This window comes from Acinetobacter sp. CIP A162 (genome assembly GCF_000367905.1).
Classification (GTDB): Bacteria; Pseudomonadota; Gammaproteobacteria; order Pseudomonadales; family Moraxellaceae; genus Acinetobacter; species Acinetobacter lwoffii.
The window spans coordinates 608,964-633,975 of the sequence record NZ_KB849158.1; the positions used below are offsets into that span (position 1 = coordinate 608,964).

Here is a 25,012-nt window from a genome sequence, read left to right on the forward strand (position 1 = left end):
TTACCCCTGTTTTTCAGCAATCAGTTGCTGGATATTGGCCAGCAGCTCCGCTTCCTGGAACGGTTTACCCATATAGTGCGTTACGCCCAAGCTGAATGCACGTTCACGATGCTTCTCACCGGTACGTGAGGTAATCATGATAATCGGCAAGTCACGGTGAATATCATGGTGACGAACCAGATTGGTCACTTCGAAACCGTCCATGCGCGGCATTTCGATATCCAGCAACATCAGATCCGGTCTGACGTTTTCAAGCTGCTCGATCGCATCCACACCATCTTTGGCAGTCACAATATCATAGCCTTGACGTTCAAGCAGACGCGACGTCACTTTACGTACAGTTACCGAGTCATCGACAATCATTACCAGACGACGTGCATTGGAATTACGCGAACCATCACGCTGATCATTCAGCTGTTTGACACGCTGTGTCGCCTGAATCTGGCGGGCAACATTCTGTCCATCGAGAATCAGACAGACCTGACCATCACCCAGAATCGTGGCACCGGCCACCACCCCGACGTTGGCAAACTGCTGTCCAATCGGTTTTACTACAATCTGCGCTCGTGAACCGACCAGCTGATCGACCAGTAAGGCAATGGTCTGACCACTATTTCCTTTGATCAACAGCACCGGCAATGAATGCCCAACATTATTCAGACGTGGAATCGGCTGGTTGCCCACAAACTCAGACAGATAGCGCAATTTGTAATTTTCGCCATCGATCTTGAAATAGTCATCTTTACTGTTGAAATAACTTTCCAATGTAGTCGGCGCAATACGTACAATTCGGTCAATCTGCGCCAGTGAAATCGCATATTGCTGATCGCCCACTTTCACCATCAAGGCATCGCTGACCGCTACGGTGGTCGGAACGCGGATCGTAAAGACCGTGCCCTTGCCCAGTTCCGAGCTCACTGACACATGACCGCCCAGTGATTTGATCTCGCTTTGTACCACGTCCAGACCGACACCACGACCAGAAATCTGGGTCACTGCTTTCGCGGTACTGAAACCAGGATGGAAGATAAATTGCAGGATTTCTTCCTGATCGATGGCTTGATCCGCTTTGATCAGATCCAGACTCAGGGCTTTTTCACGAATCTTCTCTGCATCAATCCCCTTACCATCATCACTAAAGGACACGATTACATCGGTTCCCTGACGGCTGATGTTCAAGACAATAGAACCGACTTCCGGCTTGTTCAGTGCGATACGATCTGCAGTATCTTCCAGACCATGGTCAATCGCGTTACGCAGCATATGCTCAAATGGGGTGACCAGACGCTCGAGAATGTTACGATCCAGTTCACCTTCGGTATTCTGTACGATCAGTTCTGCAGGACGGTTCAAGGTGGTCGAGGTTTGACGCACGATACGCTGTAAACGCGGCAACATCCGATCAAATGGAACCAGACGGGTACGCATCAGGCTTTCCTGAATCTCGGCCTGAATACGGGATTGTTGCAATAACAGACCTTCAGTTTCGCGAATCTTGTCGGCCAGTGTACTCTTGAAGTCGACCAAATCTGATGCAGATTCTGCCAGTGATTTAGACAGCTGGTTGAGCGACGAATACTGGTCCATTTCCAGCGGGTCAAAGTCAGCATAGCGCGAGTTCTCTGAACCGTGTTTGGCAATAATCTGTGATTCCAGCTCGCCTTCCATTCGACGTAACTGATCAGCAAGACGTTTGATCGCCAATTCCATCTCGTTCAAGGTATTGCCTAGCTGACCCAGGTCCATCTCGATACGCGAACGGTTAATCGAGTTCTCACCGGACAGGTCAATCATCTTCTCGACCAGATCAGCAGAGATACGGATCATCTCGTTATTACTATCGCTGGTACCGCTATTCGCCCATTCACCCATCATCTGTGGCGGTTCAGTACCATCACCTTCAACAAAGCCGAAGTCTGTGCTGACTACAAGATTATCTGTTTTCGCCAGACGCTCAGGCAATTGCGCAGTAACGTCCACATAAGCAATCTTTTTCAGACTGCTGTGCAGCGGCTCAAAGCCGCTATAGTCGCGCTGGAAAATCGCCTGTCTTAACCAGACCAGCGTTTTCTGCAATAAGCCATCATAGGCATTCGAGTTAAATTGATAGACCGCAAACTGTTCGAAAGTCGTTTCCAGCTCATAGGCAATACTGGCCACTTCTTCAACATCAATCATACGTGCGCCACCCTTGATACTATGGGCGGCACGCTGTAATTGCAGCAATAAACTACGGTCACTACGCTGATCAAACCATTGATTGAGGAGCTTCTCGGCATTCGCCAGAATCTCTTCGGATTCTTCCAGGAAAGACTCTTCAACAATGGATTTCAGTTCGTCTTCTTCAGAACGTTCTACTGGTGTGTCTTCAATAGCCTCAGAAGACTCAGAGATTTCCAGTAATTCTTCAGCTTCAGCCAGATCAGTTGCAGGCTGTTCAGTCGTTGCTGACTCTTCAAGTTGCGGTTCAGGAATTGATGTCGCTTCGACCTCTACAACTTTAGCTACAGTGTTCGCGCTCTCCACAGCAGCAACAGCTTGTCCAGAAACCAGCGCCTGAATATTTTGCAGAATCGCAATCGCTTCTGGTGCAGGATAATCAATACCGTCTTCCCGAATAGATTGAATACGATCGGAAACGTTGTCCTGTACCAGACGGATAATCTGGATTAAAGCAGGTGTCACGGCAATTTGCTGACGGATCACCCGCTCATAAATACTTTCTAGTTCATGCGCAATCAAACCGATATGCGATGCTGCGATCATGTTTGCACCACCTTTTAAGGTATGCAAATGACGCATCAGATTGTTCAGTGAGGTCGTATCATCCTGTTTTTTGCTCCAGGTATTTAGATCTTCATCAATGCCTGCCAGCAATTCATCCGCTTCTTCCAGGAAGATACTTAGTAATTCTTCATCAAAATCACGGTTGGTTTCAGCACTTTGCTGCTGCTGACGATCCGCAGCGATGCGTTGGCTCAAGCCAGCAAAATCGACACTGCCAGTCGCGACAGTTTCAGCCACCTGTGTGGCCTCTGAGCTTAGCTCAACATTCTGATTGGTATTATCTTCAGCAAATATTTCCAGATCCTGCTGCACAAATGCAGACAGTTCACTGAGTATTTTTTGAATTTCATCATTCAGAATGACGCGCTGTCCTGCGGCCAAGGTATCAAATAAATGAATAAATTCCTGATGCGCCTGTGCGAACAGTTCATAAGCATAATCGCTGTTTAGCAGCACTGGCTTTTCAAGCAGCGCATCATAAGCCGATTTCAGATCGGCAGTGAATTCATGAATTCCCTGCGCTGCCCGGCTTTCTGTATGTGCCAGCAATTCCGCAGCCTGCTGGCTGAGTGCCTGAATATATTCCGGATAATCGACTTGGGCGCGTTTATCAAATTCAAACTCGGCATCCAATAACAGATCAATATCCAGCTCAACCAGTTTGGACACCAAGCCTTGCGTCTGAATACTATTGGTTTCAGTAACTGCAAAGCCATAATCATTCCAGACACGCTCAAAGGTGGCATATACCGCATCCAGTTTTGCAGTGTTGCCCTGACGTAGCAAATGCAGATAGTCACTGACAAACTCGGCATACTGAATCAGTAAAGCAGTTTCTTTTGAGGTTGAGACAATTTCATCTTGCAGCAGGGTTTTGAACAGATGCTCTACTTTAGAGCTGGCCTCAAAAATCTGGTCAATCTGCGCCATGGATGAACTGCCGCGCAAGGTATGAATCGCACGAATTAGCGCATTATAATCTTGTGATTTTTCATCTTCAGTGCGAAGGAAGGTGGCAATCGTTTCCAGATGCTCTTCTGCTTCTTCAATAAAGATCGCCACAGTTTCTTCGATATCACTGCGAACCGGTACTTCTACTGGCGCTACTGTTAGCTCAGCTTCACTTGGCTCATTGTCTGCAAGCTCAAGACCTGTCATCTGACCTTCAGCAGTCAAATGAACTGCCAATGCCAGTAATTCTTCCAATGCAGGCTCAGGCGAAATTTGTTGTTGTAATTGTTGTCCCAACAGCACCATTGGACGCAGGTCGAGATCCAATTGCTGTACATGTTTGAATTTTGGATATAAAGCATATTGATAGACATTCAGTACCGCTTGGGCAAATTTTTGCACCGTCGGTGTTAGCTGAATCGAACCGGACAAAACCCGGTTTAAGGTATCTTCAACCGCCCAGGCCATTTCCCCTGCCGATTTTGCCCCGACCATGCGGCCTGAACCTTTCAGGGTGTGAAAATGGCGGCGAATGGTCTTCAGATTTTCTTGATGATCTGGATTAGTCAACCATTCTGGAAATAAAGCATTTAACTCAACGAAGATCTCTTCGATTTCCTCAACAAAAATTTCAAGAATTTCTGCATCTTGGTCAAGATAACTATCTTCAGGAAGCGTTGTCGTTTCAACTAAATTTTTTAATATTTCTTTCATAGCTCATGCTTCTTACGTTATGCCGCCAAGAAGGGCGCTCAAACTTAATTGTGACCGTCACGCGATACCTAACGTATGAAGTTAAGTACATCTTGTCGAGGCTTTATCTGTATTTTCTGAATGTGTCTCAACCGCGGTCAAGACACATTTCCCCATCATGTCTGACTTTATTCTGGTAGTTTAAAGTCAGATACAGATTCACGTAATGCATCGGCCATGTTTGCCAGTTCAGATACTGAACGTGCTGTATCGAAGGTTGCACTGGTGGTTTGCGAGGTAATTTCCTGTACGACATTCATCGTGGTCGCAATATGACCTGCAGATGCTGACTGCAGTTTCGCAGCATCAGAAATGTTCGCAATCAGTTTCGCAAGGTTGTTCGATACTGTTTGAATCTCATCTAGTGCTACACCGGCATCTTTAGACAAGTTCGCACCACGTACAACTTCCGATGTAGTTTGTTCCATCGAAATAACGGCTTCGTTCGTATCCGTTTGAATGGTTTTTACCAGGCCTTCAATCTGCTTCGTTGCAGAAGCTGAACGTTCCGCAAGACGCTGTACTTCATCGGCTACGACCGCGAAACCACGACCTGCTTCACCGGCCATCGATGCCTGAATTGCTGCGTTTAATGCCAGGATGTTCGTCTGGTCAGCAATATCGTTAATCAAGGCTACGATGTTACCAATTTCCTGAGAAGATTCACCCAAACGTTTAATACGTTTTGAAGTTTCCTGAATCTGTTCACGAATCGTGTCCATACCCTCAATTGAGCGATGTACGACATCCGCACCGTTTGCAGCAATTTGTACTGAACGCTCTGCTACCACCGCTGATTCATCGGCGTTGGCAGATACCTGGTCAATCGACAGTGCCATTTCGTTAATCGCTGCAGAAGCACCAGCAATTTCTTGTGCCTGATGCTCAGATGCTTCAGCTAACTGGTTGGTAATGCTTTGTGTAGTTGCAGTATATTGCGCAACTTCTTGAGAAGTTTCAGTAATACGCGATACCAGATCACGTAACTGGTCGATCGCAAAGTTAATCGAGTCGGCAATCGCACCGGTAAAGTCTTCAGATACTGTTGCATATGAACGCAAGTCACCATCTGCAAGATCGGCGATCTCATCCAGTAAACGTAAAATCGCATTCTGGTTACGGTCATATTCTTCTTGTAAACGGCCTACACGCTGCTTATCCGACAAACCACGCAGAGAAAGCAACTTGAATACACACAGCAAGAAACCGACTAATAATGCGATTAGCAGGACTGCCGGAACAACCGTTTTAAGACCTGAGTTACCCGATAATTTATTCAGGTTATCCAAAAGCACATCAGATTGAGAAAAAATAGATGCGGCTGCCTGACGAACTTTTACGATCTGTGTAGAGTTTTTCAGAATAATCGCTGATGCAGACTCGAGTACGTCATCATATTCAGCCTTGATACCTTCCAGAGATTCACGCAGAGTTGGATCATCAATACGCTGTACACCCAGTTCAGCAGAACCATTTAACTGTGCATTCAGATAAGAACCAAAAGTTTCGGTATCGGCACTGAAGTCATCCGCAGATTCACGTGAACCATCATTACCTGTCAGTACCAAACTGATTGAACGTAAGATACGTTCTGCAATGAATACCTGGTTTTTGGCAATAACCACCTGGTTCGATGGCATATCTTGACGTGCCATCTGGTCGACCATCAAGTTATATTCCGCCTGAATCCCTGGAATCGCTTCACCAATCGCGATGTTGGTGTCGTATAACTGGTTAATAATTTTTTGTTGCGAGGTAATCAGATCAATACTGCTGGATACTTCTGTCCACTGTTTATCAACAGCTTGCAACGCATCATTGTTAGAGTGAATACTTTTAACTGTCTCAAGGTTTTCAGCAAAAGCTTTTTGCGAATCAGTCAGGTTCTTCATGGCCTCAGGCGTACCCGAAGCTGTCGCTTCAGTCGCTTGGCGCGAAATCGTTTGCGAGAGGAGACGCAAATCACCCAGACTTTGAGTGAGTTCATTGGTACGTGGAACACTATAAAAAAGATACAATAAAGTGATCAGTGCGGCTAAAAGACAGCCTGCTGCTCCATAGATCAGCGGTTTTGATTTCTCACTATCACCGAAGACACGTGATAACTGATCTACTTGCGTTTGAATCTTAGCTAAAAAAGCATTACCGCCTTTGCGGCCAGTGCTCTCACCTGTATTTTTCTTTTTAAGTTTAAAGCCCATGCAGCCTCTCCCCGGTTGACGCCTTGCTTAGTTTCGAGCGCGACATTTAATTTATAAATTTTATAGATGCGTTCATAAATTTTGGATTTTGCAACAGACGACTGAATAAAAACACATGCCACTGCTGGTTGTGCTGATGGAAAAACCCCTGACAATATTCTTGTAAGTTTTTATCCAATTCAGATTTCTTCGAAAAGAAACTTTTCTTATTGAAATGTTGTATACCCAAAACTTGATCTACGACCAAACCCACATACTGGTCATTATGGTTGATGCATAATACTTTTTGAGTCGGTGAAAATTGACTGCTCTGCCCTGATACATACTGCGTCAGATCAGAAACCGATAACAGTCTTCCCCGGATATTCGCCAGACCCAACACCCATGCTTGTGTCTTGGGTACCGGCGTATATTCTGGGGGATAAATCACTTCTGATACTTCCCCCAGCGGGGCAACAAAATATTGCCCCATCATCTCAAAAGCAATGCCCGACCATCGGTTAACTTCATTGCCATTGGAAACGTAGTTTTTATTCCCCCGTTTCGCAATGCGAAGCAATTCGATAAATCCATTTGCTGCCATAGAGCTTATCCTGCATTGAGGTGCTGCTTAATTACATCTATTAATTGTTTTTCATCGACTGGTTTTGTTAGATAATCCGCTGCGCCTTGACGCTTGCCCCATACACGGTCAGTGGCCTGATCCTTAGTACTCACAATCACGATTGGAATATGTTTGGTCGTTGCACCACGTGCAATCTGGCGGGTCGCCTGAAAACCATTCACGCCCGGCATAACCACATCCATCAGGACTAGGTCCGGCAATTCTGCCTGTGCCATGGTGACGCCATCTGCGCCATTGGCTGCTTCAATCACCTCAAAGCCGTGTTTAGAAAGAATCTCTCTAAAGCGAAAAGTTTCTGTCGGTGAGTCATCCACAATTAGGATACGTGCCATGCCAATTCCCCAAAAAAATCAAATATTAAGCACTAATATGGTTACGGATTGCATTGAGCAATTCATCTTTACTAAAAGGTTTAGTCAGGTATTCATCTGAACCCACGACACGACCTTTGGCCTGATCAAATAAGCCATCTTTACTCGATAGCATAATCACAGGAATATTCTGGTAATTCTGAGAGTTTTTGATTAAGGCGCAGGTTTGATAACCATCCAGGCGCGGCATCATAATATCTACAAAAACGATATCTGGATTTGCTTCGGCAATTTTTGACAAAGCCTCAAAACCGTCTACTGCAGTAATGACCTCATAACCTTCGCGTTGAAGAAGAGTTTCCGCAGTACGACGAATGGTCTTTGAGTCATCAATAACCATAATTTTTAGATTTTGGAATTTATCGTCCATTTGTTTAACCCTTCCCATTTTAGAAACTATATGCCATAAGGCTCATAGGATTATTTTATTACGATCGATAAACATTTTTAACATAAAGTCACTTGTATTATCAATGAACATTTTCTACACAAGTAGACAAAATCATTTATTTTTAATAACAGCTTCACATTTTCTTATCGTTATTGGTTTTTTTTTGACTAACGGTAGTTTTTTATTGATAAATTTAAGTCTAATATAACAAGATTATTACTTTAAAATAAGTAATTTAGTCAACTTTAAATTCGGGGAGCCAATGATGAGTCAGTTTTTAAGAAAACTTGCTGTCATTGATAAAAATAAAATGACTGGTCAATTCATTGTTGTTGTGCTGCTACTGTTACAGGTGAGCTTAACGTGTGCGAGTAGTAACCAACTCCCGCAAAAAGCCACTTGGTATCGTTATTATGACAGCAAGGGTGTGGCCAATATCAGTACTAATGTCACGCCAAATCATATCCGTTATGGTTATGAAGCACTTGACCAGAATATGCAGGTGATTAAGCGTGCCCGTCCTTATAATGCCGAAGCGGATATCAGGCAAGCGCCACAACGTGCCCAACAGGCGCAGCGAATTGCCGAAGATCATAAACTCAAGCGTGCTTATAACAATAGCCAGACCGCTTTACAGAAAAAGAATGACAGCCTGGTCCAGTTAAAAAAACAGATTGATTTTCAGCAAGAACAAATGAAGCAACTGCAAAAAGATCGGGTCATGTTTGTGCGTCAGGAACGTGAATATTTACGTAAAGGTAAAACCCCACCGGCACAGCTGAAAACAACATTAGACAATAACCAGAAAAATCTCGCTTCCCAGAAAGAAAATATTCAATCTTTACAAAGTCGCTATCGAAATCTGGAAGCAGAATACGACAAAATTATCGCCCGTTTAAAAGCACTTGAATAAATACAAATAGCTAGCCGTGGTTTTGATCCATAGCCAGCTAAAAGGACTCATATGCAAACTGCACCGCATTCTCATGATTTAAATATGCCTTCCCCGCGCTCTATCCTGATCATGAGTGCACTTTGCTTAAATATGTTTTTAGTGGCTTGTGATAAAAATGAACCCGTACAGCAAACCGAAACAGCCAAATCCATTGAAGTCATTCCTCAAGATCTAGTTGCAGTTCAATCTGGCAATTCAGTTCAAAAAACCGCATTCACCGGCACCATTCGTGCAGTCAATCAAAGCAGCATACAGTCACAGGTCTCTGCTACTGCCACCAGCGTAAACGCACAGGTAGGTCAAACAGTTGCCAAGGGACAAGTGCTGGTACGCCTGAATAATCAGGACAATGCAGCTCGTCTGGCACAGGCGCGTGCGAATCTGGCCTCAACTCAAGCGCAAGCCAATCAGGCGCACAACATGATGCAGCGTAAAAAGCGTCTGCTCGATCAGGGGTTTATTTCAAAAGTAGAATATGAACAAAGTCAGGTCGATTATCAGGCCCAGCTTGAAAATGTCCGCGCCCAGCAAGCCAATGTCGATATTGCCCAGAAAGCAGATCGCGATGGCACCATGACCAGCCCGATCAGTGGCGTGATTACCCAGCGTCAGGTTGAACCCGGCCAAACCGTGGCGATTGGACAAACCCTGTTTGAAATCGTTGATCCAAAACGACTGGAAATTCAGGCACGCGTACCCAGTGATCTGCAATCAGGTTTAAAACTGGGCAGTCAGGTCGAATACACTATTCAAGGGAACCCAAATCGGCTCACTGCCGTAATTAGCCGGATTTCCCCGATCGCAGATCAGGCCAGTCGCCAGATCGAATTCTTTGCCACGCCAAATGAAACAATTCCCTCACTTAGCATTGGCTCCTTTGTCGAAGGCAACATTCTGAGTTCACAACAGATCTCTGGCCAGCTGATTCCATTAGATACTGTCCAGGATATCCAGAGCAAACCCTATGTCTGGGTGATTCGCCAGAATAAAATTATCAAGGTCAATGTTCAGGTTCTAGAACAGCGTTATAGCGACAACATTGCCGTGGTTCAAGGACTGGAAAATGGCGATCAGGTCAGCCGGGTTAAGTTTAGCGAATCCGATCTGCAAAAAACTGTCACCCTTCGCGCCAACTAAAACCATTCATACAGGATCATTGACATGTGGTTTACCCGAATTAGTGTGAAGTATCCGGTTTTCACCATCATGATGATGTTCTGTTTGATGGTGCTGGGGCTGGCTTCATGGCAGCGGATGGGCGTTGAAGAATTCCCTGATGTCGATTTCCCTTTTGTGGTGATTTATACCAACTATCCGGGTGCTTCTCCGGAAACGGTTGAATCGGAAATTACCAAAAAACTTGAAGATCAGATCAATACCATTTCCGGTTTAAAACAGGTCATTTCCCAGTCCAGTGAAGGCCTGTCCATCATCACCACTGAATTTAATCTGGATGTGACATCTACCACAGCAGCTCAGGACGTGCGGGATAAAATCGCTTCTGTAACTGCTGAATTTCGTGATGAGATTCAGGAGCCGATTGTCGAACGTTATGACCCGACGGCGAATGCGGTGATGTCGATCGTATTTGAATCCGACAATATGGATGTAAAAGCGCTCAGTTCTTATCTGGATCAGCGGATTGTGCCACAACTGCGCACAGTCCCTGGGGTGGGAACGGTCAATCTGCTTGGTGATGCGCAGCGCCAGATTCGGATTCAGGTGGAACCGCAAAAACTGCAAGCCTTTGGCATCGGTGTGGACAGTGTCATCAATACCTTAAAGGCCGAGAATATCGAAGTCCCGGGGGGGACACTTAAATCGGGTAATTCGGAACTGGTCATTGAAATCAATTCCAAAGTCTTGCATCCCCTCGCCTTCGGCGATCTGGTCATTGCCAATAAAAACGGCGTACCGATTTTCCTGAGACAAGTGGCCAATATTCAAGACAGTCAGGCAGAGCTGGAATCCGCTGCTTTTCTAAATGGCAAAACCGCAGTCGCAATTGATATTCTGCGCAGTTCAGACGCAAACGTCATCGAAGTAGTAGACAAGAGCTACGCAACTTTAGAAAGTATTGAGGCGCAGCTTCCACAAGGCACTACTTTACAAGTAGTGGTAGATTCCTCCAAAAGTATCCGCGGCACCATTGGCGATGTAGCCCGCACCATTATTGAAGGTGCGGTACTGGCCGTGCTGATAGTCCTACTTTTTCTGGGTTCTTTCCGTTCAACTGTGATTACCGGTTTGACTCTGCCCATTGCACTCTTGGGCACGCTGACCTTTATCTGGGCCTTTGGTTTTAGCATCAATATGATGACTTTGCTGGCGCTGTCCTTGAGTATTGGCCTGTTGATCGATGATGCAATTGTGGTACGTGAAAACATTGTCCGGCATGCCGATATGGGCAAAGACCATGTGACTGCCGCGCTCGATGGCACCAAAGAAATTGGCTTAGCCGTGCTGGCCACGACACTGACCATTGTTGCCGTCTTCCTGCCTGTGGCCTTTATGGGCGGAATTATTGGCCGTTTCTTCTACCAGTTCGGGGTCACGGTGAGTATGGCCGTTCTGATCTCGATGTTTGTCAGCTTTACCCTGGATCCAATGCTCTCTGCACATTGGGCAGAAAAGAAAAAAGATCCGAATAAAAAACCAGGTCGGGTGAAACGTTTCTTTAGCTGGATCTCCGGCAAGCTGGACAATCTAAGCCATGTCTATGAAAAATTATTAAAACTGGCATTGCGCTTCAGATTGATTACTTTATTAATTGCTGTCGCTTCTTTATTTGGTGCTCTGGGTTTATCCAAATTGATCGGCACCGAATTTGTACCAGTTCCCGATAAAGGCGAAATCCGGATCAAGTTTGAAACACCGGTCGATTCATCGCTTGAATATTCACAAGCCAAACTGCAGCAGGTGGATCAGATTATTCGTCAGCATCCGGATGTCAAAGCCACCTATGGGGTAATTAATGGCGCAACCGACCGCGGTAAAAACCATGTCAGTTTACGGGTGACCGTGACGCCGCGTACCGAACGTGAAAAGACCCTGAATGACCTGAATAATGAATTCCGCCAGCGTCTGCAATCGGTGGCCGGAATCAGCATTACTTCGGTGGCATCCGCTGATGAAACCGTGTCAGGCGGTCAGAAGCCGATCATGATCTCGATCAAAGGCCCGGATCTGGATGAACTGCAAAAAATTTCCGATCGTTTTATGACGGAAATGGCGAAGATTAATGGCATTGTCGATCTGGAAACTTCATTAAAAGAACCCAAGCCGACCCTCGATGTACAGATTAATCGCGTCTTGGCCAGTGATTTAGGTTTATCGGTCAATCAGATTGCCAATGTGGTGCGTCCGCTGATTGCCGGTGATGATGTCACCACCTGGCAGGATGAAAAAGGTGAAACCTATGATGTGAATCTGCGCCTGACCGAAGACCAGCGCAGCTTGCCTAGCGATTTACAGAATATGTATATCACCTCAAATAAAACCGATGCCAATAATCAACCAATTCTGGTTCCGCTTTCGAGCGTGGCCAAATTTGAAGAAAAACTCGGTGCCTCGCAGATTAATCGACGTGATCTGGCACGTGAAGTGCTAGTCGAGGCCAATACCTCAGGACGTCCTGCAGGCGACATTGGTACGGATATCAGCCGCTTGCAAGAAAATTTTGATATGCCACCGGGTTATAGTTTCGATACTCAAGGCTCCAATGCCGACATGGCAGAATCCGCAGGTTATGCCCTGACTGCGATTACCCTGTCGATTGTCTTTATCTATATTGTGCTCGGTTCGCAGTTCAACAGTTTTATCCATCCTGCGGCAATTATGGCCTCACTACCATTGTCGCTGATTGGCGTATTTCTGGCCTTGTTCCTGTTTAACTCAACCATGAACCTGTTCTCGATTATCGGCATTATCATGCTGATGGGACTGGTGACCAAGAATGCGATTCTACTGATCGACTTCATCAAGAAAGCCATGGACCGCGGCGAAGACCGTTATGATGCGATTATTGCCGCTGGTAAAACCCGTTTGCGTCCTATTCTGATGACTACCAGCGCGATGGTCATGGGCATGGTGCCACTTTCCCTAGGGCTAGGTGAAGGTGGTGAACAAAGTGCACCGATGGCGCATGCGGTGATTGGTGGGGTAATTACCTCTACCTTGCTGACCCTGGTGGTGGTGCCGGTGATCTTTACTTACCTGGATGACTTTAAGAATTTTATGCTGCGTCAGGCACGTAAAATCATGGCATAATTTAATGCAACACAATGAGGTGACATTCCCAAAAGCTCACCTCATTTTTTATTGTATAATCCCTGCTTTAACGCTTAATTTTTTAGGACAGTTTCCATGCGCGCGAGTCGCTTTTTATTTGCAACGTTAAGAGAAACCCCGAACGATGCTGAGGTTATTTCACATCAGCTCATGCTTCGTGCCGGTATGATTCGTAAGTTGGCTTCAGGTCTATACACCTGGTTGCCGATGGGCGTTCGCGTATTAAATAAAGTTGAAGCGATCGTTCGCGAAGAAATGGACAAGGTCGGTTCACTTCAAGTCTATATGCCGGTGACTCAACCTGCATCTTTATGGGAAGAATCAGGTCGTTATGTACAATACGGTCCTGAGCTTTTACGCTTCAACGACCGCCATGGCAACCCATTTGTTCTCGGTCCGACGCATGAAGAAGTGATCACTGACCTTGCACGTAACGAATTAAAAAGCTACAAGCAATTGCCTGCAAACTTTTACCAAGTACAAACCAAATTCCGTGACGAAATTCGGCCACGTTTTGGCGTAATGCGTTCACGTGAATTCATTATGAAAGATGCCTACTCTTTCCATGCCAACCAGGAATCACTGCAACAAACCTACGACGACATGTATGCAGCCTACTGCAAAATCTTCACCCGTCTTGGTTTAGATTTCCGTCCAGTACAAGCAGATACCGGTTCAATCGGTGGTTCAGGTTCTCACGAATTCCACGTACTGGCTTCAAGCGGTGAAGATGATATCGCCTTCTCGACTGAATCTGACTATGCAGCCAATATTGAAATGGCAGAAGCAGTACTTGTCGGTGAACGTGCGGCACCTACACAAGAACTCAAACTGGTAGATACACCAAATCAAAAAACCATTGCAGATGTATCAGCATTCTTGGGTACGAACCCTGCTCATTCAGTAAAAGCCTTATTGGTTCAAGGTGTTGTAGCGGAAGAAGGTCAAGGTGCACCTGTGGTTGCTTTATTCCTTCGTGGTGATCACGAACTGAATGAAATTAAAGCTGAAAAACATCCTTTAATTGCTGCACCTTTGACATTTGCTACTGAAGAACAACTTCAAGCACTTGGCTTAACTGCTGGCTTTGTCGGCCCTCAAGGTCTGGTCGAAAAAGGTGTCACCGTCATTGTTGATCGTGCAGCATCGGTATTGTCTGATTTTGTTGCGGGTGCAAATGCAGCAGATCAACACGCAACAGGTGTAAACTGGGAACGTGATGCGCAGTTCACTGAAGTTTATGACCTACGTAACGTGGTTGAAGGCGATCCATCTCCAGATGGTAAAGGTACGCTTCAAATCAAACGTGGTATCGAAGTGGGGCATATCTTCCAGTTGGGTCAAAAATACTCTGAAGCTTTAGGTTGTAAAGTCTTGGGTGAAGATGGCAAGCCATTCACTGTAACAATGGGTTGTTATGGTATTGGTGTAACGCGTGTAGTAGCTTCTGCAATCGAGCAGAACTTTGATGAGAAAGGCATTATCTGGCCAACTGCCATTGCACCGTTTGAAGTTGCCATTGTGCCGATGAATGCGCACAAATCTCCAAGAACTATGGAAGCTGCGGAAGCACTCTATGCTGAATTGCAAGCTGCAGGTTTTGACGTGTTACTCGATGACCGTAATGAACGTCCGGGCGTGAAATTCTCTGATCTTGAGCTTACAGGTATTCCACATCGTATTGTGATTGGTGAAAAAGGCTTGGATGCAGGTACTTTTGAATATAAAGGCCGCCGCGATGCTGAATCAGTAAATATTTCGAAAGAAGAATTATTGGAGAAGATTGCTAAATAATTCCGCTTTCTTATAAAAAATCCCGCGTAATGCGGGATTTTTTATGGCTATAAACTAGCAGAACTTATGCCCACCAAAGCAGTTTGAAGTCACATTCTGGTTTTGTAGCAACTTATCCATTAAGGTTAAGGTTGCGGGAGTTCCACCATTGTAGTTAGTAAATTGACCGACATCAATATTTAATTTACGTACGACTGGCACATTTGCAAGCGAACCTACAGCTTCACCTACATTTACATTAATCAAATTTTCAGGACGTAACAGGAATTCTGAAATAGCTGTGGCAACTTGAGGTAATACAAATGAAATATCCACTTCATCTGTGGTTTTTAATACCCCTAGTTGGATCGGATCTTTAAAAGACATCCACCAACCTGGTTTGGCAATATCAGCTGCATCTGCTCCTTGCCAATGTACATTTTGACTTTGTAAAGATAAATAGCCGCCTGTACCATTTAAAGGAATATTATGAATCATGTTCAAAGCCTGGACAAAGGTAATGTCCATATTCAGATTATCCAGACTTGAACCGGCCCCCATTTGAAAGAAAGAATGAGTTCCCAAATTAAGAAAGTCAATTAATGGGTCAAACTCCACGTATAGTTTATCATTTGAGAAATTTGGTGTACCAATTACATCGTTTGGCAAAGTTGCGCCAGATATAGGCGCTGCCAAAGGAATCGAGGTAATACTGGAACGAATATTCGTCACAGTTGCCGACTTTAGTCGTTGTCCGGTTACAATAGTCTCAGGCATGGTAAAGTCCACCCGCATGGAAGGCACAGTAATTCCAGTATGGCCCTCAGCACCAGGCTTACTAATAAATTCACGTGTTTGCCCCAAGGCCTTTAAATTCCCTTGAATTTTTTGATCACTTGCATTACCGAAAGTTCCGGCCTTTGTTACAGACTCGCCCGTAGTCTGCGCCATTTTCATATAGCCACTAAAACTTTTGAGACCATCATTCGGATTCTCAACGTTATCAGTTCCCATGGTCAAAAGCCCGACAATTTTATCTGCACCTAAGCGAAAACCCACTACTTCTCGGGTAGAGGCACTTCCGCCATTTTTAATCGCAAATTCAATAAAAGGATTATTTATACTGGCACTAGTATTAGCCCGATCACCGGAAAAGACAGGATTCCCTTCAGCATCAAAGCTGGGATTCAATCCACTTAATGCTAAGTTGGAAATATCAATATCACAGCCTGTTCCACCGTTACTTCCACCACAACCGAGCTGTAAAGTTTTAATATTAACGTTCAACTCCATCAAAGCCTCAACGCTCAGCTTATGAAAGTTAATCCCTTGAGATGAATCATAAGCATTTTCTAGATTTAATAATGCTTGTGCATCAACTGCAGATAAAGCGTCATCATCTAAAGCTGTCATTGCAAAACTTTGCTGTGTAATCACACACATTGCCAAAGCCAGACTATTCAAAAATATTTTTTTCATTTTAACGTCCTTATATTCTTATTAACGTGGTGTGATTCCCATCGTGCTACGAATGGTTCCACCAGTCAGTGCAATACTTGCCATATTTTGCATATTGCCATTGGTCGCCATGGCAAAATTGGTTTTAAATGGTGTCGCAATATTATTTTCGTAATTGAGTTTGACTTGATTATCCAAAGTCACTGTATCGGCACTGACACGAACTTTTCCTTTAACGCCCAAATGACCTTCCATCCGGTTAAAGTTAATCGAAGAAGTTTTTAATACCCCGGTTGAATCAATATCTTCATTGGCAATACTGAAATAGCTACCTAAATTATCTTTATCTGTATTTTCTTCTGATGTGAGTGGCCTAAATTTAAAGTTTGCCTCAAGTGACAAGAAGTTGGTATCTGGAGAACTGGCGGTTGGATCTACCCCAGGAATAATCACCAGTTCACCATTTCCATCAAGTTTAAAAGCGATATTGGTTAAAACATCGTCACGTTTGGAAAAATTATCGTGAGGCACATAGGCCCCGCATTTAGTGACCGATGCACTGGTACAGTTATATTTAGACCCTGGTAACTGACCAATCGCAAGCTCAGCTTTGGCTCCAATCAGTAGTTTATCAGCACGAATATAAATACCTTCATCTTCATAGCCAATAATACCTTCCGACTTGATCAGAGCATCGATATTCCTAAAGCCGGCATAATAATTAACTGCCTCACCATGATCGCCATTCTTGCCATCAATCAATATTATTGAGGTAGTGCTTGGCAAACCGGTTTTTTTGTCAATTCCGTAACCTTCAGTCGATGCCATGATGTTATAGGCAATGGCCTGTTTATTGTCTAGCCCATAGGTCGTCCCAGATAATGCAACATTGGCATTTAAATTATAGATAGGAATACCAATCCCCCATGAGCCCCCATCCCCACCCAGCTCGTTGAGCGAATTATCTGAAATAAACCGTGCCTTCGCAGCAATGGCCTGAAAGTCCATGCCTCGTATAGCAATAAGTGCAAAGTCATCCCCAGCCGCTGAAGTGCTGAGCGTCTGTTTAAGCACCTCACTCCCACCTAAAGTCTTTCGCATATTTTCATTAATGATAAAATCAAGACTTTTTGCAGTAATAGTATTTATATATATATTCCCAAAATCGATATAAGCATTTTTCCCATGTAAGGAACCGTCAGCATTACGTGTAGTCAATGGTCTGAGATTGGAAAATTGCACCGCATGGCTTCCCTTACCAGTATGACCAATCTCAAGTGTTGTCGGTGCCATAGTTGCTGGACGTCCAGTACTATTAGCACCTGTGAAATCTGCAGACAAGCCCAGATTCAACCCGCCTTCTCCGACCAGGCCACTGTAACCTGTTGCATTTTTGTCCTGACGCTCTAATACACCATTTACTTTATTGCTAACATCGAAAGTACCAATTTGGGTTTGATCAGCACTCATGGAGAGTCTTGCATTAGTGACTGCACCTGAAGCCCCTAATCGCATAATATTTTTACGTTCGTTATTTGGCGTATTATACCGTAAATCAATGTTAACCCCCGGATTGGTCGGATTAACCCGGCCAGCCGCGATATCAGTCAGATCTACAGCACGCTTTAAATCTACATACTGCTCTCGTGTTGTCAAAACCATGCCTTCGTTCGGGTCAATATACAGATAGCCCGATCCTGCAAAATTAAAATTAAAGTCATTCAAAATCAGACTATTTTCACCTAATTGATGACTAATCGTGGCATTTTTCAGTTGAAAGTCGATACTCGCAATTGAATCTTTATTAAATAAACCTGCACTGGTTTGCAATAGAACACTCAGCGGTGTAGAGGTACTAATTCCTAATGCACCTAAGCTTTGATTAGATTGTGTACCCGCAGTCCGAATACTATTTGCAGACTGACTACATGGATTGGTCGTACAAGCAATTTTTACCAAGTTTAAATCTGCAGTGGCTTGAAATGGTGAAACACTTGCCGCAAGCCGCAGTCCTGCCCCTTCCGAAGTTGCACCGACATCTATTTCCAGTTGACTAAGGATTGGATTATTATCTTTTCCATTAATTTCAACATCATGCAAACCTAAACCCATTTTTGTATTAGTCGTTGGATTTGGATCATACCAATTAACTTGAGCAATACTGGCTTTAGAAATTTCATGAGTAATCACCATACCATCTTGTCCAGTGACTTCACTCAATTCCTGCTCTTCAATACTTTCAAGTGCATAACCTTGTTGGATAAGACACATGCATACTGTTAGCAATTTCAACTTTATTGTTGTTTTTTTCATTTATATATCCTTATGCTGTACTTGACGTTGTTACTAACAACGACTTTGTGCCCCACCTGTACAGTTATAACCAAATATTTTCAAATTGCCTGACATATGTAAATTGCCATGAACATTCAACCCCATAAATCCTTTCTCAGCACCTTTATCAAACGAAGGAACATCTTGGGGTGCGGTTGTATAAGTTCCATCGGCATTATAGGTACGGCCGGTATAGGTACTATAAGCACCTGTATTGGCATAACCTTCTAATGCACCAGCACCTGTGCCCGTTTCGATAGAAACTGTATTAAAACCTAAGTTACGGATCTTCAAAGGTTGGTCATCATAGAATCTGATGTCCATGGCCGTTTGTGGCTCATTACGATGATTAATAATGGTTGTTCCATCAATTGAGAACTTATCAATCTGAATTGTGCCCTGAATACCTTTAAACACTAACCACTTTTTATTTCCATTGGCATCCATATGATTATTCGGTGCAATTGCTAATCGGCAAAACTGTCTACTTTCCCCACAAGTGTCCGGATCGAGCACATAAAATACTTCTAGTGGGTTACCATTTCCATCAAGCCGAGAAATTTTATCTTTACTTAAATCTGTCGCATAAACATGGTTTAAAGATAAAGTCCAGTTAAGATCTGCTCCACCCTGTCCTACGGTATCAGTTAATGCTTGCTGATCCAGAATCTCTAATCCGGCATAGCTGAACATCGAAGTACATAACAGTGTACAAAGAGTCAATAATTTGGACATGTTCGTACTCCCTTATAGACCTGTAGTTTTTATTTTTAAATGTTGAATCAGCACACCATCAATGACTGCCGAACCAAAGTTTTTACTTGAGCCATCAATGCTTTTAAATACGATGCCGGTTGAATCAACACCATCCTTCGCTCGCAGCATATTTGTCTCTGGAATCCGTTCTGTGGTGCCTATGGCAATACTACTGTGAGTTGCATTACGCCCTTGATAAAGTGCAGTAGTATCTAAAACATTATTTTTAATTGGTGTGCCACAACTATAGACATTACAGGTAGAACCCTTTAAATCGGTTGTTCCGAGTCCACCACCGTAATTTTGATAGATTTGATTATAAATAGAAGGAATATTGGGAATACGTGTCACTTCTAAAATAATGTTATTGCCTTCTGAACCCACCACGAAAGGCTGGTACATATTACCGAGCACCAAGTTAATATTTGGACTATAGAGATATAAACCATCAAAATCATGAAAGACTGGAGCAATACTTCCATTCAAGGCTGGGGTTGGGCCATCACCATCAAGCCCATCTGTTTTTGCTGCAGTACTTAAACGAATACCTTTCCTGTTTAGAGCATTATTACGAGTATTGATTGAATCTGTATTTCCAGCATATGTTCTGGCTAAAGTTACACTTTCAGCCGAGATCATCTCCCGATCAAAACCTTCTGCTTCTAATTGCTTATCTGTAAGGGTTCGTAATACCGCAATTTCTGCATCAGTTTTATTTTTTACTTTATCAAGCCTTGATAACAATCGAGTATCAAAATAACCAGTTGCCGAAGGATTATCATCAGTATTTAAGCGAATAATACTTGCCAAACCTAATGTTTGATTATAATCCTTATTGTCAGATTCTAAAGTTTGAAACAGCCGAATTTGTGAGCCATTAAGGCTAAGACCATTGGCAACAAATTGGGTTCTCAAACGGTGTTCTTTATCAAGCCCCGAAGTCGGCCCACCTGTTATAGGATCTACCACATTAGAAGAATTAAGCTCACGCGCAAAAATATCACTCCAGAAACCCAACTTGATATTATTATCACTTTCCACACCTGCAATCGGGCTTAATGGAGCCTCCAAAGCAATATAGCCTACATCTTTAGCAGCATCCTTGAACTGTTTAACATTTTCAGTTCCCGCACGAAACAACCAGGGATTCTCGGCTGATCCCCAGCTAAAACCCTGATTACTGTATCGCGTGCTTAGAGAGCCATCGCTTTTTGACAATGCCAGACCATAAATAAATACATCGGCTTTGGTTCTTAAAGAACCGACTGTGGTATTTTTTGCTTCTAACAAAGCGTCAGTTTTCGCATCACTAAGAATGCCTGCATACAGTTCTTCTGTCTGTTTTTTCGCTTCTGCTTCTGCAATTTGCCCTGCTTGAAATTTAGCTCGAATATCTGCTGCCGCATATGAGGCATCACTTAGTCGCTGCACTAAGCTATTAATTTCTGATCCAATAACATTGTTACGCGTGAAACCAGTCAAACTTTTGTAAAAAGTAGAATTGGCTAAATTCGCATTCGCTTCACTCGCACGACCACCATATAACAGCTGAATCATTTCATAGGTATTTGTAGTGGCATGTTCCAATGCTTTTTCAGCATAATTCAAAAGCCCTGTGGGATCTTCACTGACTGGTCTCGTCGTATAAACAGTCGTACCATCATTGACAGCCCTACCATCCGGGTCAAACAATCCTCTATTTGTTCCATTTCGATAGTAATTATGCCGTTCATTAAAATAGCGTTGAATAATTGCATCTGAATTAAAATAACGATCAGGAATTTCAGACTCTAATTTGGTCCTTTCAGCAGTCAGTTTATCCGGAATAGGCTGGGTATAGGTGCTGTATAAACTCGTATAACTCGTGTCATAAGTGGAATTGTAGGTAGAGGTATATAAAATGTTATAGCCGCTATCGATTTTTCCTTGAAGAACATTATTATCATAAGATGTTTTATAAATTTTATCATATACATTCTCCCCTAACTTCTCATAGTTTTCCCCTGTTGGAATAATACGAATAAATCCTGTATCTGCTTGTCCGGGATTTTCAATGCCTCTGGCATAACTGGAACCAGCAGAAAGATCTTTAGGACCTTGAAACACCATTTTGAAGTCGTCAAGAACAAGCGCAACACCTTCACCTGTGGTGTTAGAAAGAGAAGAATCTGATAATTCCTGCATCGCATGTGCAGAAGGCAACAGGCTGAAACCGATTGTCATCGCCAAATAACTTTTGCGAAATTTAAATATATCTTTTATCTGAGCCATCTCACTCTTTCCTTTTTATTCGATGCTCCGCACCTTATGCTTCAGCTTCCCAGCCGCCAATCTTTGATTTTTTATAATGCATCGCATCTTTTTTATGGTTATGCGGAATCCATTATGCTGATTTTTGATACAGATGCCAAAGCCAATTAGGCGAAAAATAGCAGTTTCCGATGAATGAAAATCTCAAAAAAATAAACGGGACATAAAGTCCCGTCATTCAATATTTTAAAACAATTAGGTCTTCGGCAAAGTAACGCCTGTCTGACCTTGATATTTACCACCACGATCTTTATATGAGGTTTCACAGACTTCATCAGATTCAAAAAACAGCATCTGCGCTACACCTTCACCTGCATAAATACGCGCAGGAAGATTGGTCGTATTTGAAAACTCTAAAGTGACGTGTCCTTCCCACTCTGGCTCAAGCGGAGTCACGTTAACAATGATGCCACAACGCGCATAAGTAGACTTGCCCAAGCACACGGTCAAGACATTACGTGGAATGCGGAAATATTCGATGGTACGCGCCAAAGCAAACGAGTTAGGCGGAATGATACAGACATCCGACTCGATATCAATAAAGCTGCGTTCATCAAAGTTCTTCGGATCGACAATTGCAGAATGCACATTGGTGAATACTTTAAATTCACGTGCACAACGCACGTCATAACCATAGCTGGATACGCCATACGAAATCAGCTTTTGACCATTTTCATCCAAACGTACCTGGTTTTCTGCATACGGTTCAATCATGCCGTGTTTTTCGCTCATTTCGCGAATCCAACGATCAGACTTAATTGCCATTGATATAATCCAAAAATCTTAAAAACAAGTTATTACGACGTACTTTAACTGAAATTGACACTAATGAAAATAAGTGAAAGGCTTAGAGCTCAAGTTACCAAAAAACTGCTGATCGAGATCAGCTTATAAACTTAAAAGTGCAGAATAGCTTAAAGGAATGGAAAAGCTCATTAATACCAGCGAAGCCGTTTTCTGCAGGTTTTTCTGATTGAGCCAGCGACTGTTTTTTCTGGCCAGGATTGAACCCAGAAAAGTCCAGAAGAATGCAATCGGAATCAGCAGAAGTAAGAAAACAAGCATATGAGTCATATAATGCTGACTACTTTTCCAGACAATGACAGGAAAAATAGCTGAGGCAAATAAAAGTGCTTTAGGATTAAGCAAGGTTGCCAAAAATAATTCTCGTGCGCGAATCGAGACATTTTCAAGATTTTCGCTTATGTCTGCAGTCCGCCATAATTTCACAGCAAGGAACAGAATATAGCCAGCACTAAAAAGCTTGAGAATGGTCGGTAACAGTGGAAGATGAACGGAAATTTTTCCGATCAGAATGCCCCATAAGCTAATGGCGATCAGATAACCAAAGGCTTCGGCAGGAATTAAACGAAATGTTTTTTTAAATCCGACCTGAATGCCTGAAGATGCCAATAAGGTATTGGTTGGGCCTGGTGTTAAAAGAATGGTTGCCACTAAACCAATAAAAAACCATGAAATCATAGTTTGACCTCGCTCTAATCCGCGTAGCATAGAAGAATTCGGTCAGTGCTGCAAAAAAATAATTGTAAGAGAACATATAATCTTATATTAAAATTTATTTATTTTAATTAATTCAAATATTTATATAAGATTTCAGGATAAACACCCGATAGTCATTTCAGTCAATTTCGATCATTTAAATCGAGCTAATTTTAAAAATAAGAAATAAGAAGCCCTAGCTTTTAGCTAAGGCTTAAATATCTGAATTGTCTATAGAATTAAAAAATTCGACTATGGTCTTTCTCTGCTTTAGGTAACTGCGCTGCAATTTTCTCTGCAATCAGCATATAGCTTTCTGCAGCAGCATCTCCCGCGATCACTGACGGCGTTCCAGCATCGGCATTTTCACGAATTTTAGCATCCAAAGGTAAACGACCCAATAATGGGACTTGATATTGCTCAGACAGTTTATCGCCACCGCCTGTACCAAAAATCTGTTCCTCAAAACCACAATTTGAGCAGATATGGGTCGACATGTTTTCAATCACGCCCATGATCGGAATCTGCACGCGGTTAAACAATTCAATGCCTTTGGTCGCATCCAGCAAGGCCACGTTTTGTGGCGTTGTCACAATTACTGCGCCCGTTACCGGAATACGCTGCGCGAGAGTTAACTGGATATCACCTGTGCCAGGTGGCATATCAATCATCAGCACATCAAGGTCTGGCCATAGGGTCTGATTGAATAACTGCATTAATGCACCCGTGGCTTTTGGACCACGCCAGGCGACTGGAGTATTGTGATCTCCAGTTAAATGGCCAATTGATAATACCGCCATCCCATAGGCTTCGATAGGGACAAACTGCTCTGCTTCGATCATTGGCGTTTTGCCGGCATTGCCGAGCATAGTCGGAATACTTGGGCCGTAAATATCGGCATCTAGTACGCCTACGCGCAGGCCTAATTTCTGTAGAGCCAAAGCCAGATTTACAGTCGTGGTCGATTTACCTACGCCACCTTTACCAGATGACACCAGAATCACATTTTGAATCCTTGGGTGTTTTGGAACATCACGCTGTTGCGGCGCAGCTTTTTGAATAGGTGGATTATTTGGATCAGCTTCTTCTGTTTTTGCAGGCTGTGCCGACGCATCAACCACAGGGGGAAGATTGGGTTTTGCTTCCGCTTTAGGCTCGCTTGAACAGTTTTCACCTTCAGCATGGTTATGCCCGCAACCCCCTTCTTTCTTATGTCCAGTTTTCTGCTGAATCACATGCATATTCAGTTCTTGAATACCACATTTTTGCAAAGCTTCCGCCAGTTCATCATGAATCTGTTGCAGCTGCGCTTTTTCTTCTGGATAGGTATTCAAAGTGATTTGCAGAATCTCACCCTGTACATTGACCTGCGTAATACGATCTTTCAAGGCATTGCTGGAATTTGGCAAGATATAGTTTTGCAGTACGTTTTGCACAGCTTCTTCGTTCACCTCCTTGGAAGGCGAAAAAACCGATTTAAGCGAAGAAAGCCAAGACATAGGTTACTCCAAAAATGTAGATCGACATCTGAATCGCTTAGTTTAACGGGGTTTTAGG

The 25,012-nt window shown here is 43.5% G+C and carries 16 protein-coding genes; 4 read left to right on the top strand and 12 right to left on the bottom strand.

The genetic code is table 11. From position 1 onward, the window contains the following. The 5 genes from F995_RS05645 to pilG form a co-directional block, all read right to left on the bottom strand. Positions 1-4,452 carry a hybrid sensor histidine kinase/response regulator gene (locus F995_RS05645; RefSeq protein ID WP_004645840.1) on the bottom strand — a complete coding sequence of 1,484 codons (4,452 nt, stop codon included), beginning with the start codon at positions 4,450-4,452 and terminating at the stop codon, positions 1-3. A gap of 167 nt (positions 4,453-4,619) precedes the next feature. Continuing rightward, a complete protein-coding gene (locus F995_RS05650) occupies positions 4,620-6,692 on the bottom strand; it encodes a methyl-accepting chemotaxis protein (protein ID WP_004645841.1) in 2,073 nt (690 codons plus the stop codon). A gap of 46 nt (positions 6,693-6,738) precedes the next feature. After that, positions 6,739-7,275 carry a chemotaxis protein CheW gene (locus F995_RS05655; protein ID WP_004280709.1) on the bottom strand — a complete coding sequence of 179 codons (537 nt, stop codon included), beginning with the start codon at positions 7,273-7,275 and terminating at the stop codon, positions 6,739-6,741. A 5-nt stretch (positions 7,276-7,280) separates the two neighbouring features. Then, positions 7,281-7,649, bottom strand: a complete 369-nt coding sequence (locus F995_RS05660) for a response regulator (RefSeq protein ID WP_004280710.1) — start codon at positions 7,647-7,649, stop codon at positions 7,281-7,283. 25 nt (positions 7,650-7,674) lie between these two features. Beyond that, on the bottom strand, positions 7,675-8,058 hold the full coding sequence (gene pilG / locus F995_RS05665) for a twitching motility response regulator PilG (RefSeq protein WP_004280711.1): 384 nt from the start codon (positions 8,056-8,058) through the stop codon (positions 7,675-7,677). 286 nt (positions 8,059-8,344) lie between these two features. On the opposite strand from pilG, the gene F995_RS05670 reads away from it, so the two are divergent. The 4 genes from F995_RS05670 to F995_RS05685 all read left to right on the top strand — a co-directional run bounded on the left by F995_RS05670 (position 8,345) and on the right by F995_RS05685 (position 15,118). Then, positions 8,345-8,992, top strand: coding sequence for a hypothetical protein (locus F995_RS05670; protein WP_004645843.1), 648 nt, complete (start codon positions 8,345-8,347; stop codon positions 8,990-8,992). 51 nt (positions 8,993-9,043) lie between these two features. Then, on the top strand, positions 9,044-10,171 hold the full coding sequence (locus tag F995_RS05675) for an efflux RND transporter periplasmic adaptor subunit (RefSeq protein ID WP_004645844.1): 1,128 nt from the start codon (positions 9,044-9,046) through the stop codon (positions 10,169-10,171). A gap of 24 nt (positions 10,172-10,195) precedes the next feature. Continuing rightward, a complete protein-coding gene (locus F995_RS05680; RefSeq protein ID WP_004645845.1) occupies positions 10,196-13,303 on the top strand; it encodes an efflux RND transporter permease subunit in 3,108 nt (1,035 codons plus the stop codon). Between the two features lie 96 nt (positions 13,304-13,399). Then, a complete protein-coding gene (locus tag F995_RS05685; RefSeq protein WP_004645846.1) occupies positions 13,400-15,118 on the top strand; it encodes a proline--tRNA ligase in 1,719 nt (572 codons plus the stop codon). 54 nt (positions 15,119-15,172) lie between these two features. Here the strand turns inward: F995_RS05685 and F995_RS05690 are convergent, their stop codons facing one another. The 7 genes from F995_RS05690 to apbC form a co-directional block, all read right to left on the bottom strand. Beyond that, complete coding sequence (locus F995_RS05690) at positions 15,173-16,576, bottom strand: hypothetical protein (RefSeq protein ID WP_004645847.1); 1,404 nt, start codon at positions 16,574-16,576, stop codon at positions 15,173-15,175. A gap of 21 nt (positions 16,577-16,597) precedes the next feature. After that, positions 16,598-18,868, bottom strand: coding sequence for a DUF6160 family protein (locus tag F995_RS05695; protein ID WP_004645848.1), 2,271 nt, complete (start codon positions 18,866-18,868; stop codon positions 16,598-16,600). 33 nt (positions 18,869-18,901) lie between these two features. Beyond that, positions 18,902-19,624, bottom strand: a complete 723-nt coding sequence (locus F995_RS05700) for a hypothetical protein (protein ID WP_004645849.1) — start codon at positions 19,622-19,624, stop codon at positions 18,902-18,904. A gap of 12 nt (positions 19,625-19,636) precedes the next feature. Continuing rightward, entirely contained in the window at positions 19,637-21,916 is a 2,280-nt protein-coding gene (locus F995_RS05705; protein ID WP_004645851.1) for a hypothetical protein, read from the bottom strand. 234 nt (positions 21,917-22,150) lie between these two features. Continuing rightward, the gene (dcd, locus tag F995_RS05710) at positions 22,151-22,720 is read right to left on the bottom strand and encodes a dCTP deaminase (RefSeq protein ID WP_004280726.1); all 570 of its coding nucleotides are present in this window, start codon (positions 22,718-22,720) and stop codon (positions 22,151-22,153) included. A 123-nt stretch (positions 22,721-22,843) separates the two neighbouring features. Beyond that, a complete protein-coding gene (locus F995_RS05715; RefSeq protein ID WP_004645853.1) occupies positions 22,844-23,437 on the bottom strand; it encodes a LysE family translocator in 594 nt (197 codons plus the stop codon). A 257-nt stretch (positions 23,438-23,694) separates the two neighbouring features. Next, a complete protein-coding gene (gene apbC / locus F995_RS05720) occupies positions 23,695-24,954 on the bottom strand; it encodes an iron-sulfur cluster carrier protein ApbC (protein ID WP_004645854.1) in 1,260 nt (419 codons plus the stop codon). Positions 24,955-25,012: the final 58 nt, after the last annotated feature.